This window comes from Herbaspirillum sp. RV1423 (assembly GCF_000577615.1).
Taxonomy (GTDB): domain Bacteria; phylum Pseudomonadota; class Gammaproteobacteria; order Burkholderiales; family Burkholderiaceae_D; genus Herbaspirillum.
Genome location: NZ_CBXX010000019.1, coordinates 49,008 through 63,973 on the forward strand (window position 1 = coordinate 49,008; position 14,966 = coordinate 63,973).

Consider the following 14,966-nt stretch of genomic DNA (forward strand, 5'->3'; position numbering starts at 1 on the left):
CTGATAGTAAAATGGCCCCCTGTTTTTCGGCCGGATACAATATTTCCGCTCCTGATCCGTCTTTGCCTGTATCCATCCCGATACAGGGCGCCCGCCATGCCCGCCAGCCCAGAAAGAAAAAATACATGACCACCGTCACCGCAGCCGTCCCTTCACGATTTTCTCCTTACCAGAAACTGGTCGTCGGAATGCTCGCATTCCTGCAATTCGCCGTCATCCTGGATTTCATGCTGATGTCGCCGCTGGGCGCCGTGATCATGCCGGCGCTGAACATCACGCCGCAGCAGTTCGGCCTGGTGGTGTCCGCCTACGCCTTCAGCGCCGGCGCGTCGGGCCTGCTGACCGCCGGCCTGGCCGACCGTTTCGACCGCAAGAGGCTGCTGCTGTTCTTCTATACCGGCTTCATCGTCGGGACGCTGTGGTGCGGCCTGGCGCAGAGCTTTGAGAGCCTGCTGGCGGCGCGTATCGTGACCGGCCTGTTCGGCGGCGTGATCGGCTCGATTGTGCTGGCCATCTCGACCGACCTGTTCCCGCTGCAGATGCGCGGTCGCGTGATGGGCTACATCCAGACCGCGTTCGCGGCGAGCCAGGTGCTGGGCATTCCCGTCGGCCTGTACCTGTCGAACAACTGGAACTGGCATGTGCCGTTCATGGCAATGGCGGCCCTCGGCGTGGCCGGCGGCCTGGTCGTGACCTGGAAAATGCAGCCGGTCGCCAGTCATTTGAAAATCCCTCAGGAACACAGCGCCTGGATGCATCTGTTCCACACGGTGACCGAACCGCGCTACCTGATCGCCTTCGCGACGACGGCGTTGCTGATGACCGGCGGCTTCATGCTGATGCCGTTCAGCAGCGCCTACCTGGTGTCCAACCTGGGGATCGACCTGCATCACCTGCCCACGGTCTATCTGGTCACCGGCCTGTGCACCATCGCTTTCGGACCGCTGATCGGCAAGGCCGCCGACAAGATCGGCAAGTTCCGGGTGTTCCTGTTCGGCACCACGCTGTCGATCGTCATGGTGCTGATCTATACCCACCTCGGCCGCATCACCATGCCGGTCATCATCGCCGTCAATGTCGTCCTGTTCCTGGGCATTTTCTCGCGCATGATCCCGTTCCAGGCGCTGATATCCTCGGTGCCGGCGGCGAATCAGCGCGGTTCCTTCAACGCCATCAGCGCGTCGATCCAGCAATTGTCCGGCGGCATCGCGTCAGTGGTGGCCGGCCACATCGTCACGGTCGGCGCGGACGGCCAGTTGCAGCATTTCGACACGGTCGGCTACGTCGTCGTCGGCACCTCGCTGGTGGCGCTGATGCTGGTCTGGCGCCTGCATCGCAGTATCGCGAGGCGGCTGGCTGCATAAGACGGTGCCGCCGGGCAAGGCTTCAGGACGGTTCCGCAAGCTGTCATATAATGGCGACCCTACGGCCATACAGCCGACCGGAACTCATTTCATGAACCTGAAAACATTGCCCCGCGAAAGCGCAGAGGCGCATGGCATCAGACTGGAGTCGGTCACGCTCAGACGCGGCGACCGCACCGTGCTCGAAGCATTGAGCCTGAACCTGACTGAATCCCGCATCGGCCTCATCGGCGACAACGGCGCCGGCAAGAGCAGCCTGTTCCGCCTGATCTGCGGGCTGGACCAGCCGCAGGCCGGACGCGTCACCGTGCACGGCTGCGACACCGCCAACGCCGGCGACCGCCGCAAGCTGCCGCAGCACGTCGGGCTGATGTTCCAGAATCCCGACGACCAGATCATTTTCCCGACGGTGGCGGAGGAATTGGCGTTCAGCCTGACCGCCAGCGGCGCCGGCAAACAACAGGCGCGCCGCCAGGCGCTGGACTTTCTGACGGAACGCGGCCTGGCCGACTGGGCCGGACGCGCCATCGGCGAACTGAGCCAGGGGCAGCGCCAGCAGGTCTGCCTGATGGCGCTGCAGATCACCAGCCCGGCCACGCTGCTGCTCGACGAGCCCTATTCCGCGCTGGACTTGCTGAGCCAGTTGCGGCTGTCGGATCAAATCGCCGCCACCGGCCAGCAAATCATCCTGTCCACGCATCTGCTGGATCATGTGCGCGATTTTGAGCGTGTGCTGTGGCTGGACAATGGCGCGCTGCGCGGCGACGGTCCGGGACGCGACGTATGCGCCGCGTATGCGCAGGACGTGCGCGAACGCGGCGCCATGCAAGCTGCTGCTGCGGTCTTGCGACACGCGGCCCAGGCAACCGATGCGTAGCCTGTACTCCACGCGCCACACCTGGCTGCACGCCGCGCCCGCGTGGAGCAAGCTGGTCGCGCTGTCGATCGGCGGCACGGCGCTGGTGCTGATCGGCGATTTGCGCGGCCTGGCCATCGCCGCCGCCGTCGTGCTGGCGCTGTTCCTCTCGCTCGGCCCTGCGGGCTGGCGGCAATGGCGCATGCTGCGCGGCCTGCTGGTCGCCTGCGCGCTGATCGCCGGATTCCACTGGCTGATGGGTAATCCGGCCATCGGGCTGGTCAGCGCCTTGCGCATCATGGCGGCGTCGATGCTGGCGCTGATGCTGACCATCACGACCCGCTTCGACGACTTGCTGACGGTGCTGGAATATAGTCTGGCGCCGTTGCGCCGCTTCGGCGTGCCGGTCGAACGCATTGCGCTGGGCATCGGCCTGACGCTGCGCTTCGCCGAGAATTTTTACGCACAATGGCAGCGCCTGGACGACGCCCATCGCGCCCGCACCGGCCGCAGCGGCGGCCTGCGCCTGCTGGCGCCGCTGGCGATACGCGCCTTGCAGACCGCCGAGCGTGTGGCCGATGCCTTGGCCGCGCGCCTGGGCGGCTGAACTTTTTCCTTCCTGTAAAGAGACCTATTGATGACAACCACCGGAACCATGACCCCTACCCGTTCGCTGTCCTATATCGCCTTGTTCGCCGCCGTGATCGCGGTGTTCGGCCTGATTCCCAAGATCGACCTGCCGTTCGGCGTGCCGATCACATTGCAGTCGCTGGGCATCATGCTGGTCGGCTGCCTGCTGGGACCGAAGCGTGCGTTCTACACGGTCGGACTGTTCCTGGTCGCGGTGGCGCTGGGCTTGCCCTTGTTGTCGGGCGGCCGCGGCGGCCTCGGCGTATTCGTGGCGCCGTCGGCCGGCTTCCTGGCGGGCTGGCTGATCGGCGCGGTGGTCTGCGGCCTGTGCATGCGTCTGTTTATGCGTCTATTCGCGCGCCGCATGCCGGACGCCAGCGGCAAGGCTTTGTTCGCGGCGGCTTTCGCGTCGTCGGTGATCGGCGGCATCGTGGTGATGTACGCGTTCGGCATCCTCGGCCTGATGCTGGCGGCGCACCTGAGCGTCACGCAGGCGTCGCTGGCGGTGCTGGCGTTCATCCCCGGCGATCTGGTCAAATGCGCGATCTGCGCCGTGCTCGTGCAAAGCGTGGTGCGCGGCATGCCATCGTGGCGCCTGGACCGCGATTGATGCCGGCGCGCTTGCCGTTCGATACCGTCCATGCGCCGCTGGCGCACTGGGCGGCGACGAAGCCGCATGCCGTCGCGATCGATGACGGCGTCACGCGATACGATTTCTCGACGCTGGCGCAGCAAGTCGCCGCACGCGCCGCCGCACTGAAGCAATCCCGTTCCCCGGCAGTCTGCTGGGTCGACGATGCGCCCGATGCGACGCCCCAGTTGCTCAGTTTCTTATCCATCATCGCCGCCGACCGCACCGCCGCCGTCGGCGATCCCGACTGGCCGCCGGCAATGCGCGCACAAATCCTGGCGCGCGTGGCCGCCGGCATCGGCGCTGAAACGGCGCCAGCGACGGCAAACGCAACCACACCGTTTTACATCGGTTTTACCTCCGGCAGCAGCGGTTTGTCCAAGGGCTTCCGCCGCAGCCACGGTTCATGGACGAGCAGTTTCGACATCTGCCTGGAGACCTTCGGCGAAGGCGCCGGTACAACCATGCTGGTGCCGGGCCGGTTGTCGCATTCGACCTTCCTGTTCGGCGCCTTGCTGGGCCTGTGGAGCGGCGCCGGGATACGCCTGCAATCGCGCTTCTCGCCGACGGCCGCTCTGGAGTCCCTGGCTTGCGGCGGCGACGACGGCGCCAGCGCGATGGTGGCGGTGCCGAGCCAATTGATCCTGATGCTGGACCTGGCGCAACGTCGCGCCTTGCCGCCCATGCCGGGCGTGCGCTTGATCATGATCGGCGGCGCCCCCTGGAACCGCGCGCGCACGCCGGAATTACGCCGGCTGTTTCCGCAGGCGCGCATCATCGAGTTTTACGGCGCGTCGGAGACCAGCTTCATCGCCTGGACCGACAGCGACAGCGCCCTGCCCGACCATGTCGTCGGCCGTCCGTTCAGCAATGTCGAGGTACGCATCGATGCACCGACGCCGGGCGCCCCGGGACTGATCTACGTGCGCAGTCCCATGGTGTTCAGCGACTACGTGACCTTGGCGCAGCAACCGGACCAGCCGGCGTTGCTGCGCGACGGCGACTGGCTGTCGGTGCGCGACGTCGGCCATCTCGACGAGCACGGCCGGTTGCATCTGCTGGGACGCCAGCAACGCATGCTGCTGGCGCAAGGCAAGAACCTGTTTCCCGAAGAAGTCGAAAGCGTGCTCGCCGCCCATCCGGCCGTCGCTGCGGCGTCGGTGCAAGGCATTGCGGACGCGGTGCGCGGCGTGCAGGTGGCGGCGCTGCTGCAACTGAACGCGCCGGTCGGCGCCGCGGCGCTGAGCGCATGGTGCCGAGAACGCCTGGAACCGTACAAGATCCCGCGCCGCTTCTACGTCTGCAACGACGGCTGCTGGCCGCTCACGCCCAGCGGTAAAAGCGATCACAAGCAACTGGCGCTGCTCCTGGCGGAGCACGGCATGCCGACGCTGCGTCCGCTATGAGCGACGCCGTCATCGTCGGCTGGGGCCGCTGCGCCGTCGCGCCGGTCGGCGGCGCCTTGTCGCGGCTGCAGGCGCATGAAATCGGCGCGCCGGTGCTGCAAGGCATCCTGCGGCGTTTCGCCATTGCGCCCGACGCCGTCGATGCCGTCATTGCCGGCAACGCCATGGGCGCCGGCGGCAACCCGGCGCGCATGCTGGCGCTCGCCGCCGGATTCGCCGACCGCATTGCGGCCTTGTCGGTCGACAGCCAATGCTGCGCCGGGCTCGATGCGATCACGCTGGCCAACGGCATGCTGGCAGCCGGCAATGCCGATGTGGTCGTGGCTGGCGGCGTCGAAGCCTGGAGCCGCGCGCCGATCCGCCAGCATCGTCCGCTCGATCCGGGCCAGCCCGCCCTTCCCTACGACAACCCGGCCTTCGCACCCGACCCGGCGCGCGACCCGGACATGCTGATGGCCGCCGCACGCTATGCGCTTGCCGCCGGCATCACGCGCGAGCGGCAAGATGCCTGGGCAGTGGAGAGCCACGCGCGCGCCGTCGCCGCACGCGCGCATCTGCACGACGAAATCATCGCCATCGGCGCTGCTATCGAAGACAGCTATCCGCGCGCGCTCGACCAACGCCATCTGGCGCGCATGCCGATTGCCGCCATGTCCGACGACGGCAACGTCGACGCAGCAACGCGGCAACGGCATGCCGTGAGCCGCATCGCCATATCACCCAGCGCCGACGGCGCTGCCTTCGTCGTGATCGCCACGCACGAGGCCGCACGCCGCCTGAACCTGCCCCCCCATTTTGCGTGGCGCACAGGCGTGAGCGTCGGCGCACAGCCGGAGACGCCGATGCTGGCCGCCATCGATGCGGCCCAGGCTGCACTGGCGCGCACTGCGTGCAGGATCGACGACATGTGGGGAGTGGAATTGCACGACGCCTTCGCGGCGCAGGCAATCGCCTTCTGCGAACAATTGAAGCTGTCGCCGGCGCAGCTCAATCGCCACGGCGGCGGACTGGGACGCGGCCACCCCATCGGCGCATCGGGCGCGATCAGCCTGGCAAGACTGCTGGCCGACATGCATCGCGCCGCGCCGGAAGATGCGTTGGGACTGAGCGCCATCGCGGCAGCCGGCGGCCTCGGCGCAGCGGCTATCGTTCAGCGCTGCTGAATCACACACAACCTTCGTCAGGACGACGGGTGCAAGGTGAGGCTTAACGCAATGTCTTGAAAAATTCTTCCGGCTTCAGGCGTTCTGTTCTCACCGTATTTTCCGGCGCATCGGGATCGGCATATCCCAGCGCAATGCCGCAGACGATATGGCTTTCGCCGTCCAACCCCAGCGTCGAACGGATCAGCCCCGGATACGACGCCAGCGCGCCGATCGCGCAACTTCCCAGTCCCTGCGCCGCTGCCGCCAGCATCAGGCCGTACAGGCACATGCCGAGATCCATGTAGCAACCGCTGCCCATGCGCGCGTCGATGGTCACCAGCAGCGCCGCCGGGGCATCGAAAAAGTTGAAATTGCGCTCGAACTGGCGGTCGCGCCCGGCGCGGTCGTCGCGGCCGGTCTGCAAGGCGCCGTACAACTCTTTCGCCGCCGCCACCTGGCGTCGGCGCAACGACTGCGGCATCGGTTGGGGAAAGTAGCTGTAATCCTCCGGCTCCTGCCTGCCGTTGCGAAAAGCATCGACCAGCGCCGCCGACAACCGCGTGCGCGCATCGCCTTCCAGGGAAATGAATTCGCCGGGTTGCAAATTGGCGCCGCTGGGCGCGCGCCGCGCCAGCGCCAGCAGCCCGGCAAGCATGCCTTCCGGTAAAGGACGATCGAGGAAACGGCGCGTCGAGTTGCGGCGCGTCAGCAATTCGGAAAATGGAAAAACTTGATCAGGCATGGTCTGGCGTCGGCTGCGCAGCAACGGCGCGGCGGATGACTACATTATTGGCGGAGACGGGTCGTCAATATAGCGTATTCGGCCGCTATGCCGCCAATCGGCTCTGGGGCAAGGCTTCTTCTAAAAACCGCCGGACCCCGTTTTCTTGTCCATATCGGTCACCGCGAAAACGCATTCGAGATACGGTTTCACTTCCTCCCATGCCGCGCCGCGGTCGAGATAGGCCTTCAATGACTGGCCGACATCCACGGCATTGGGACGAACCTGAACCAGTTGCAGATCGAAGGCATTCTCTTCGTCTTCAACGGCATGCAACGATGAATCCTGCAACGCGTAGTTCAAGAATTGCCGGATGGCCCCTGGACGTTTCGGCATGCCGGGACCGCATTCCTGACCGTTCGCCTCATCCCTGTCCACATGCGATCTGGAAAAGCTGTCCTCCACGGTATGCAGCAGCGCGCCAAAAGCCAGTATGTCGATATTTTCGCGATGGGTCGGATTACCCCGGGTAAATAGCGTCTGGACCGTCTCCCCGCCTTTGAAGTAATTCTCCACCTGTGGGATATTGGTTTCGGACAGCTTTGTACCGAGACCGAATTCTTTTCTTGCCACTCGCCAGGTCAGCTCGGCCCACATCAGGATCTTGCCTTGCGTTTCTCCCGCGCGTTCCTCTTGTCCCGCCGCCATGGAATGCAGGAACTGGAGATCGCCGAAATGGGAACGCAGCATGATGATCGTCCCTGATGCCAGGTCCAGAGTAGCTCCTCGCTTGGCTCTTTTCTCACCGTCCTTGTAAAGCTTGAGCCAGCAATTGCTATAGTTCGGCAACCACAGCGTGCGACCGGTACAACTCTTCATGGAGGTATCGGTAAGTTCAAAAGGCGGATTGTCATTCCAGCGGACGCCGGCAATCGCCGCGCCCGGTGCAAAAGATTTTCCCGGCGCGGTCCGATTGCAGTCGTCATCGGACTGACAGCCCCAGATCAGATTGGTGATCCGCTCATGCACAGGATGAGAAAAGTGGTTGACGGCGAAATAAGCCGCCTGGTCCCAAAACCTCAATATTTCATCGCGTGGCGCCAGCGCCTTGATTTTTCCGTCTATTTCGCTTTCCGGCCTGAGTCCGAACGCGAATGCGGCAGAGAAAACACCGATCAGTTGAATGAAAACCACAGCGGCTGCGAAGCGTCTGAAGACTTTCATGCTCCCCCCTATTTTTGAGATTTTTTTGTAAATTACACGAAGAAGGTGGCTAACACCATGTTTCCAACCACATTTCTTCTGAGAAATCCAGCCTCGCACCGGCAACAGTTATCAAATCGACCATATCGCCGCCGCGCAAACTTCCTGCCCCCGCCGATTTTTCATTAGAATGCGCATTTGGCAAAGCTTTCGGCGGCGTTTAGCCGCTCACACCCGATTCTCCGATTCGACCCTCATCTGCATGGCAACTAAAAAAACTTCCACGTCCCAGTCTGACTACAGCGAATCATCCATCCGCGTCCTGAAAGGACTGGAACCCGTTAAACAGCGCCCGGGCATGTACACCCGGACCGAAAATCCCCTGCACATCCTGCAGGAAGTCATCGACAACGCCTCCGACGAAGCGCTGGGCGGTCATGCCAAGCACATCCTGGTCACGCTCAATGCCGACGGCAGCGTCAGCGTCGAGGACGACGGCCGCGGCATTCCGGTCGGCCTGCATCCTGAAGAAAAGGTGCCGACCGTGGAGATCGTGTTTACGCGCCTGCACGCCGGCGGCAAGTTCGACAAGGGCAGCGGCGGCGCCTATGCGTTTTCGGGCGGCTTGCACGGCGTCGGCGTCTCGGTCACCAATGCGCTGGCTTCGCGGCTGGAAATCACGGTCTGGCGCAAGGATGAGCAAGGGCGCGGCGTACACACGCTGGCCTTCGCCGACGGCGACCTGATCGAAAAGCTGAAATCGCGTCCGGCAACCGCAAGCGACAAGAAGTCCGGCACGCGCGTGACGGTGTGGCCGAATCCCAAGTACTTCGATTCGCCGACGATTTCGCAACAAGAGTTGCAACGCCTGCTGCGCTCCAAGGCGGTGCTGCTGCCGGGCGTCAAGGTGTCGCTGGTCAACGCCAAGACCGGCGACGTGCAGACCTGGCAATACGACCAGGGCTTGCGCGGCTACCTGCTGGAATCGCTGGCGCAGTCGACCAGCGCCGATCCGCTGATTCCGCTGTTCGAAGGCGAACAATATGCCGGCGCCGATGCCGAAGGTTTTGCCGAAGGCGAAGGCGCGGCCTGGGTGGTGGCCTGGACCGAAGAAGGCAACGTGGTGCGCGAATCCTACGTCAACCTGATTCCGACCTCGGCCGGCGGCACGCATGAATCCGGTTTGCGCGAAGGACTGTTCTCGGCGGTCAAGAGCTTCGTCGAGATGCATTCGCTGCTGCCCAAGGGCGTCAAGCTGTTGCCGGAAGACGTGTTCGCACGCGTCTCTTTCGTCTTGTCGGCCAAGGTGCTCGACCCGCAATTCCAGGGCCAGATCAAGGAACGCCTCAATTCGCGCGACGCCGTGCGGCTGGTGTCGACGTTCTCGCGTCCCTCGCTGGAGCTGTGGCTGAACCAGCACGTCGAATACGGCAAGAAGCTGGCCGACCTCGTCATCAAGCAGGCGCAAAGCCGCCTGCGTTCGGCGCAAAAGGTCGAGAAGAAAAAGTCTTCCGGCGTTGCTGTGCTGCCGGGCAAGCTGACCGATTGCGAATCCAGCGATATCACCCGCAACGAACTGTTCCTGGTCGAGGGCGACTCCGCCGGCGGCTCGGCCAAGATGGGTCGCGACAAGGAGTTTCAAGCGATTCTCCCATTGCGCGGCAAAGTCTTGAACGCCTGGGAAACCGAACGCGACCGCCTGTTCGCCAATAACGAAATCCACGACATCGCGGTGGCCATCGGCGTCGATCCGCACGGTCACACCGACACGCCCGACCTGTCCGGCCTGCGCTACGGAAAAATTTGCATCCTCTCCGATGCGGACGTCGACGGCTCGCACATCCAGGTGCTGCTGCTGACCTTGTTCTTCAAGCATTTCCCCAAGCTGATCGACCACGGCCACATCTGCGTCGCGCGGCCGCCGCTGTATCGCGTCGACGCGCCGGCGCGCGGCAAGAAACCGGTGCAGAAACTGTACGCGCTCGACGACGGCGAACTGGAAGCGATCGAAGACAAGCTGCGCAAGGACGGCCTCAAAGAAGGCGCATGGAGCATCTCGCGCTTCAAAGGCCTCGGCGAGATGAACGCGGAACAATTGTGGGAAACCACCATGAACCCCGACACCCGTCGCCTGCTGCCGGTGGCGCTGGGCGAACTGGACCACATTGCTTCGGAAGCGCGCTTCACCATGCTCATGGGCAAAGGCGAAGCCGCCTCGCGCCGCGCCTGGATCGAAGAACACGGCAACGAAGCGGAAGCGGATATTTAACGATGACCTTGCTGAGCACTCTCCTCCTGAACTTTCCCATCTCATGGAAAGCCGGGAGGATATTACGCTCGCAAAATGCCTGCACTCTTCGCCGTCATTCCGGCGAACGCCGGAATCCAGCGACGTCACAGGCGCCAATAAATTCGCATGCTTCCATAGATACGCCAGACGATATTCACGACGCTGGGTCCCGGCGTTCGCTGGGACGACGGGTATTTGAGACATTGAACAAAACAATAATTGTCGGCGCTGCATTGTTTGCCTGCATGTCTGCGCATGCCGACGTCTACGGCTACATCGACCCCGAAGGCATCGCACACGTCTCGACCGAAAAGCTCGACGACCGCTACCAGTTGTTCATGCGCGGCGACGCTACTTTCGATTCGGACAAGATCGCCAGAGGCATCCCCGGCGTCGACGCCAAACCGAACCTGTCGTCGCCGCTGATGCGACTGATGCTGCAGCACCCGAATCTGAAGAAATACGAAGCCATGCTGGACCAGAGCGCGAAGGAATTTTCGGTCGATCCGGCCTTGCTGAAAGCCATCATGGCGGCCGAGTCCGGTTTCAACCCGGCGGCGGTCTCGCCCAAGGGCGCGATCGGCCTGATGCAGATCATGCCGGAAACCGCCGAACGCTACGGCGTGCAGGGCGACCGCCGCAAGACCATCCAGCAAAAGCTGACCGATCCGAAGATCAACATCCGCCTGGCGGCACGCTACCTGCGCGATTTGCAGGTGCTGTTTCCCAAGCGGCTGGAGCTGGCGATCGCATCCTACAATGCCGGCGAGGGTGCCGTGCAGAAGTACAACAACCAGATTCCGCCGTATCCGGAAACGCGCAATTACGTGCAACTGGTGGCGCAGTTTTATCAGCTCTATCAGCCGGGCGGCGGCAAGGCCGGCACCGGCGACAAACCGCGCCGCATCGAAATCATCCTGCCCGGCCGCCGCAGCATGCCGCCGCCGACTTCCATCGAATAATTCACTAAACGACATCAACGCAATCCAGCCACATGACTGAACAAGCCAATCTGTTTGAACAAGCCGCGCCGTCCGACGGCGAATCGCTGACGCTGTCGACCTTCGCCGAACGCGCCTATCTCGACTACGCCATTTCGGTGGTCAAGGGCCGCGCCCTACCGGACGTCGCCGACGGCCAGAAGCCGGTGCAGCGCCGCATCCTGTACGCAATGAACGAACTCGGCCTGAACTCGACCGCCAAGCCGCGCAAATCGGCAGCCGTGGTCGGCGACGTGTTGGGCAAACTGCACCCGCACGGCGACCAGTCGGTGTACGACGCGCTGGTGCGCATGGCGCAGGACTTCTCGCTGCGCTATCCGCTGATCGATGGCCAGGGCAACTTCGGCTCGCGCGACGGCGACGGCGCCGCGGCGATGCGTTATACGGAAGCCCGCCTGACGCCGATCAGCAAATTGCTGCTCGACGAGATCGGCATGGGCACGGTCGACTTCCAGCCCAACTACGACGGCTCCACCGAAGAACCGAAGCTGTTGCCGGCGCGCCTGCCCTTCCTGCTGTTGAACGGCGCTTCCGGTATCGCGGTCGGCATGGCGACCGAAATCCCGTCGCACAACCTGCACGAAGTCGCGCGCGCCGCCGTGGCGATGATCCGCAATCCGAAGATCACGCACGAAGAACTGATGACCCACATCACCGGCCCCGACTTCCCGGGCGGCGGCCAGATCATCACGCCGCAATCGACCATCGCCGAGATGTACCAGAGCGGCCGCGGCAGCCTCAAGGTGCGCGCGCGCTGGAAGATCGAAGACATGGCGCGCGGCCAGTGGCAGGCGGTGATCACCGAACTGCCGCCGGGCGTGTCGTCGCAAAAGGTGCTGGAAGAAATCGAAGAGATCACCAATCCCAAGATCAAGCTCGGCAAGAAGACGCTCACGCCCGAACAGCAATCGCAGAAGCAGGCCTTGCTGGCGCTGCTGGATGCGGTGCGCGACGAATCGGGCCGCGACGCGCCGGTGCGCCTGGTGTTCGAGCCGAAGTCCAAGAACCAGGACCAGACCGAGTTCATGAACACGCTGCTGGCCCAGACATCGCTGGAAACCAGCTCGTCGATCAACCTCGTGATGATCGGCGGCGACGGCCGTCCGCGCCAAAAGGGCCTGGGCGACATCCTCAGCGAATGGATCACGTTCCGCTTCGAGACCATCACGCGCCGCACGCAATTCCGCCTGCAAAAAGTCGAGGACCGCATCCATATCCTTGAAGGCCGCGAAGCGATCCTGCTCAACATCGACAAGGTCATCAGGATCATCCGCGAATCGGACGAACCGAAGCCGGCGCTGATCGACGCCTTCAAACTGTCCGATCGCCAGGCCGAAGACATCCTGGAAATCCGCCTGCGTCAACTGGCGCGCCTGGAAACCATCAAGATCCAGCAGGAACTGGCCGAGTTGCGCAACGAGAAATCGACGCTGCGCGATCTGCTCGACAATCCGGCGTCGATGAAGAAGCTGGTCATCAAGGAAATCGAAGCCGACGACAAGCAGTTCGGCGACGCCCGCCGCACCGTGATCGAAGAAGCCGAAAAAGCCGTGGTCGAACAAAAGATCATCGACGAACCGGTCACCGTCATCATTTCGCAAAAGGGCTGGGTGCGCGCACGCGGCGGCCATGGCCATGACGCCACGCAATTCACCTTCAAGGCCGGCGACGGCCTGTACGGCGCATTCGAGTGCCGCACCGTCGACAACCTGCTGGCGTTCGGCTCCAACGGCCGCATCTACACGGTCAGCGTCAACGCGCTGCCGAACGCGCGCGGCGACGGCGTGCCGATCACCACGCTGGTCGACCTCGGCAGCAGTAGTGGCCAAGGAAGCAACCTGCTGCACTACTTCGCCGGTCCGGTCGATACGCCGATGCTGCTGGCTTCCGATGCCGGTTACGGCTTCACCGCCAAGCTCGGCGACATGCTGAGCCGCGTCAAGGGCGGCAAGGCCTTCGTCACGCTCGATGAAGGCGACCTGCCGCTGGCGCCTCGCCCGATCCCCGCCGGCGCCAGCGCCGTCGCCTGCCTGTCGGGACAAGGACGCCTGCTGGTGTTCGGCATGGACGAGCTCAAGACCTTGTCCAGCGGCGGCCGCGGCGTGATCCTGATGGAACTGGAAAAGAACGAGAAGTTGCTGGCGGCGCAAGCCATCACCCAAAAGGGTGTGCTCGTGTCCGGCACCGGGCGCGGCGGCAAGGCGCAGGAAGTCTCGCTGTCGGCGGTGGCGCTGGGCCTGCATATCGGCAAGCGCGCACGCAAGGGCAAGGCGCTGGAATCGAAACTGAAAGCGACGGCGCTGGCAGCAGTGATCTAAGACATAACAACGGGAAAAAGGGAAAGAATGAACGCGATAGGAACCGTGATCTTGCTTGCAGGTTTAGCCGTGCTGGTCGCTGCTCAACTCTATGCAACCGTCAAAACATTTGCAGTGAGCCCGGTCAAAGGCCTGTTGTGCCTTGTGATTCCGGGATACGCGCTGCTGATTGCGAAGCGGTATGGTTTTTATGCAAAGTTCTTTTTCACCTATCTCGCAGGCATCCTTGGATTAGTTGCCGGCGGCGCCATGCTGTCTTGAATTTCAAGCGTTCTGAACGGAACATCGCTCAAAAAAAGAGGACCGCAAGGTCCTCTTTTTTTACGTCGATACTTCGAACCAGCAATGTCAACTATCGGCCGATCTGGTGACCAATCACGCCGCCCACGGCAGCACCGCCTGCGGTTCCAATACCGCTGCCGCCTGTCAGTACTGCTCCTGCCACAGCGCCGATACCTGCACCTACCGCAGTGTTCTTGTCGCGCCGCGACATATTGCTGCAGCCGCCCAACACTGTCAGGGCACACACCGTGATGGAGATGACTGTAATTTTATGAATTGTTCTCATGATGACACCTCTGTAAAAAATTAGGAATACTGTGACGGAAGCAAGCCGGCCGATTCGTGCCTGCCTCAGACAGGACGTCTTTCAGAGCCATTATTGCCGAATAATTTCGAGCCTCGGTGGCTTACAAACAATCTATTACAGTTGTTACATCCTCCGCGTCGGTGCGCTTGACATGTTCGACGTCATCAGCAAGAAGAACACCGGCAAGAACCCGATCCCGGTCAGCAGCGTGCCGATGCCGGCCATGACCGGATCATGCGCGCAAAACAACAAGCCCGCACGAGGCGGGCTTGTCCGACATGTTCGGCGCCAGGCAATCCGGAAATCACCGGCGTCATCTCAATGCCTCAACGCATCACGCTGCGTTGCGTTCCAGGCGATGCACGTTGTCGCTGTTGATTTCGATCTTGCGCGGTTTCAGCGCTTCGGGCACTTCACGCACCAGTTCGATGTTCAGCAGACCGTTTTCCAGTTGCGCGCCGACGACCTTGATATGGTTGGCAAGCTGGAAGCGCTGTTCGAAATCGCGTGCGGCGATGCCGCGATGCAGGAAGGTCGGGGAACCTTCTTCCTTCTGTTTGCGACCGACGATTTTCAGTGTGTCGTTCTCGGCTTCGATGTCGATTTCAGCACTGGTGAAACCGGCCACGGCCATGGTAATCCGGTATTTGTCGTCGGCAACCAGTTCGATGTTGTAAGGCGGGTAGCTCGGTTGCGAATCCGCGCGCTGCGCGTTGTCGAACAGTTGAGCCAGGCGATCGAAACCGATTGCGGAACGGTAGAGAGGGGAAAAGTCATAAGTACGCATGGAAATATCCTTTCAAGATTAAGCG

14 protein-coding genes are annotated in these 14,966 nt (G+C 62.8%); 10 read left to right on the top strand and 4 right to left on the bottom strand.

Going from position 1 to position 14,966, the window contains the following annotated elements; all coding sequences use genetic code 11:
• Positions 1 to 125: 125 nt before the first annotated feature.
• The 6 genes from RV1423_RS17230 to RV1423_RS17255 all read left to right on the top strand — a co-directional run bounded on the left by RV1423_RS17230 (position 126) and on the right by RV1423_RS17255 (position 6,050).
• Entirely contained in the window at positions 126 to 1,364 is a 1,239-nt protein-coding gene (locus RV1423_RS17230; protein WP_034299070.1) for an MFS transporter, read from the top strand.
• A 91-nt stretch (positions 1,365 to 1,455) separates the two neighbouring features.
• Positions 1,456 to 2,241, top strand: a complete 786-nt coding sequence (locus RV1423_RS17235) for an energy-coupling factor ABC transporter ATP-binding protein (protein ID WP_034299073.1) — start codon at positions 1,456 to 1,458, stop codon at positions 2,239 to 2,241.
• The gene (locus RV1423_RS17240) at positions 2,234 to 2,827 is read left to right on the top strand and encodes an energy-coupling factor transporter transmembrane protein EcfT (protein WP_034299077.1); all 594 of its coding nucleotides are present in this window, start codon (positions 2,234 to 2,236) and stop codon (positions 2,825 to 2,827) included. Before RV1423_RS17235 ends, RV1423_RS17240 begins: the two co-directional genes overlap by 8 nt.
• 30 nt (positions 2,828 to 2,857) lie before the next feature.
• Entirely contained in the window at positions 2,858 to 3,460 is a 603-nt protein-coding gene (locus RV1423_RS17245) for a biotin transporter BioY (RefSeq protein ID WP_034299080.1), read from the top strand.
• Positions 3,460 to 4,887, top strand: coding sequence for an AMP-binding protein (locus RV1423_RS17250; RefSeq protein ID WP_155835142.1), 1,428 nt, complete (start codon positions 3,460 to 3,462; stop codon positions 4,885 to 4,887). Before RV1423_RS17245 ends, RV1423_RS17250 begins: the two co-directional genes overlap by 1 nt.
• Positions 4,884 to 6,050, top strand: a complete 1,167-nt coding sequence (locus RV1423_RS17255) for an acetyl-CoA C-acyltransferase (RefSeq protein WP_034299086.1) — start codon at positions 4,884 to 4,886, stop codon at positions 6,048 to 6,050. The genes RV1423_RS17250 and RV1423_RS17255 overlap by 4 nt, the downstream gene beginning before the upstream one ends.
• A 43-nt stretch (positions 6,051 to 6,093) precedes the next feature.
• Here RV1423_RS17255 and RV1423_RS17260 read toward each other — a convergent pair whose 3' ends face one another.
• Both RV1423_RS17260 and RV1423_RS17265 read right to left on the bottom strand, forming a co-directional pair.
• Positions 6,094 to 6,774 (bottom strand): nitroreductase, encoded by a 681-nt coding sequence (locus RV1423_RS17260; RefSeq protein WP_034299158.1) that lies wholly within the window; start codon positions 6,772 to 6,774, stop codon positions 6,094 to 6,096.
• Between the two features lie 120 nt (positions 6,775 to 6,894).
• On the bottom strand, positions 6,895 to 7,977 hold the full coding sequence (locus RV1423_RS17265; RefSeq protein ID WP_034299089.1) for a hypothetical protein: 1,083 nt from the start codon (positions 7,975 to 7,977) through the stop codon (positions 6,895 to 6,897).
• Positions 7,978 to 8,218: 241 nt separating this feature from the next.
• Here RV1423_RS17265 and RV1423_RS17270 point away from each other — a divergent pair, with 241 nt between their 5' ends.
• The 4 genes from RV1423_RS17270 (at position 8,219) to RV1423_RS17285 (ending at position 13,826) form a co-directional block, all read left to right on the top strand.
• Positions 8,219 to 10,225: a DNA topoisomerase IV subunit B gene (locus RV1423_RS17270; RefSeq protein ID WP_034299092.1), complete on the top strand. Its 2,007-nt coding sequence runs from the start codon at positions 8,219 to 8,221 to the stop codon at positions 10,223 to 10,225.
• Between the two features lie 266 nt (positions 10,226 to 10,491).
• A complete protein-coding gene (locus RV1423_RS17275; RefSeq protein ID WP_034299161.1) occupies positions 10,492 to 11,208 on the top strand; it encodes a lytic transglycosylase domain-containing protein in 717 nt (238 codons plus the stop codon).
• A 32-nt stretch (positions 11,209 to 11,240) separates the two neighbouring features.
• A complete protein-coding gene (parC, locus tag RV1423_RS17280; protein WP_034299094.1) occupies positions 11,241 to 13,565 on the top strand; it encodes a DNA topoisomerase IV subunit A in 2,325 nt (774 codons plus the stop codon).
• A gap of 27 nt (positions 13,566 to 13,592) precedes the next feature.
• Positions 13,593 to 13,826, top strand: a complete 234-nt coding sequence (locus tag RV1423_RS17285; RefSeq protein ID WP_034299096.1) for a hypothetical protein — start codon at positions 13,593 to 13,595, stop codon at positions 13,824 to 13,826.
• Positions 13,827 to 13,917: 91 nt separating this feature from the next.
• Here the strand turns inward: RV1423_RS17285 and RV1423_RS29115 are convergent, their stop codons facing one another.
• A complete protein-coding gene (locus RV1423_RS29115) occupies positions 13,918 to 14,133 on the bottom strand; it encodes a glycine zipper 2TM domain-containing protein (RefSeq protein ID WP_007879742.1) in 216 nt (71 codons plus the stop codon).
• A gap of 355 nt (positions 14,134 to 14,488) precedes the next feature.
• Positions 14,489 to 14,941, bottom strand: a complete 453-nt coding sequence (locus RV1423_RS17290; RefSeq protein WP_034299099.1) for an Hsp20 family protein — start codon at positions 14,939 to 14,941, stop codon at positions 14,489 to 14,491.
• Positions 14,942 to 14,966: the final 25 nt, after the last annotated feature.

Excerpts from the sequence above, each read along its gene's own strand:
- RV1423_RS17230 (WP_034299070.1), top strand. The coding sequence starts at position 126 with ATGACCACCGTCACCGCAGCCGTCCCTTCACGATTTTCTCCTTACCAG.
- RV1423_RS17235 (WP_034299073.1), top strand. The coding sequence starts at position 1,456 with ATGAACCTGAAAACATTGCCCCGCGAAAGCGCAGAGGCGCATGGCATC.
- RV1423_RS17240 (WP_034299077.1), top strand. The coding sequence starts at position 2,234 with ATGCGTAGCCTGTACTCCACGCGCCACACCTGGCTGCACGCCGCGCCC.
- RV1423_RS17245 (WP_034299080.1), top strand. The coding sequence starts at position 2,858 with ATGACAACCACCGGAACCATGACCCCTACCCGTTCGCTGTCCTATATC.
- RV1423_RS17250 (WP_155835142.1), top strand. The coding sequence starts at position 3,460 with ATGCCGGCGCGCTTGCCGTTCGATACCGTCCATGCGCCGCTGGCGCAC.
- RV1423_RS17255 (WP_034299086.1), top strand. The coding sequence starts at position 4,884 with ATGAGCGACGCCGTCATCGTCGGCTGGGGCCGCTGCGCCGTCGCGCCG.
- RV1423_RS17260 (WP_034299158.1), bottom strand. The coding sequence starts at position 6,774 with ATGCCTGATCAAGTTTTTCCATTTTCCGAATTGCTGACGCGCCGCAAC.
- RV1423_RS17265 (WP_034299089.1), bottom strand. The coding sequence starts at position 7,977 with ATGAAAGTCTTCAGACGCTTCGCAGCCGCTGTGGTTTTCATTCAACTG.
- RV1423_RS17270 (WP_034299092.1), top strand. The coding sequence starts at position 8,219 with ATGGCAACTAAAAAAACTTCCACGTCCCAGTCTGACTACAGCGAATCA.
- RV1423_RS17275 (WP_034299161.1), top strand. The coding sequence starts at position 10,492 with ATGTCTGCGCATGCCGACGTCTACGGCTACATCGACCCCGAAGGCATC.
- parC (WP_034299094.1), top strand. The coding sequence starts at position 11,241 with ATGACTGAACAAGCCAATCTGTTTGAACAAGCCGCGCCGTCCGACGGC.
- RV1423_RS17285 (WP_034299096.1), top strand. The coding sequence starts at position 13,593 with ATGAACGCGATAGGAACCGTGATCTTGCTTGCAGGTTTAGCCGTGCTG.
- RV1423_RS29115 (WP_007879742.1), bottom strand. The coding sequence starts at position 14,133 with ATGAGAACAATTCATAAAATTACAGTCATCTCCATCACGGTGTGTGCC.
- RV1423_RS17290 (WP_034299099.1), bottom strand. The coding sequence starts at position 14,941 with ATGCGTACTTATGACTTTTCCCCTCTCTACCGTTCCGCAATCGGTTTC.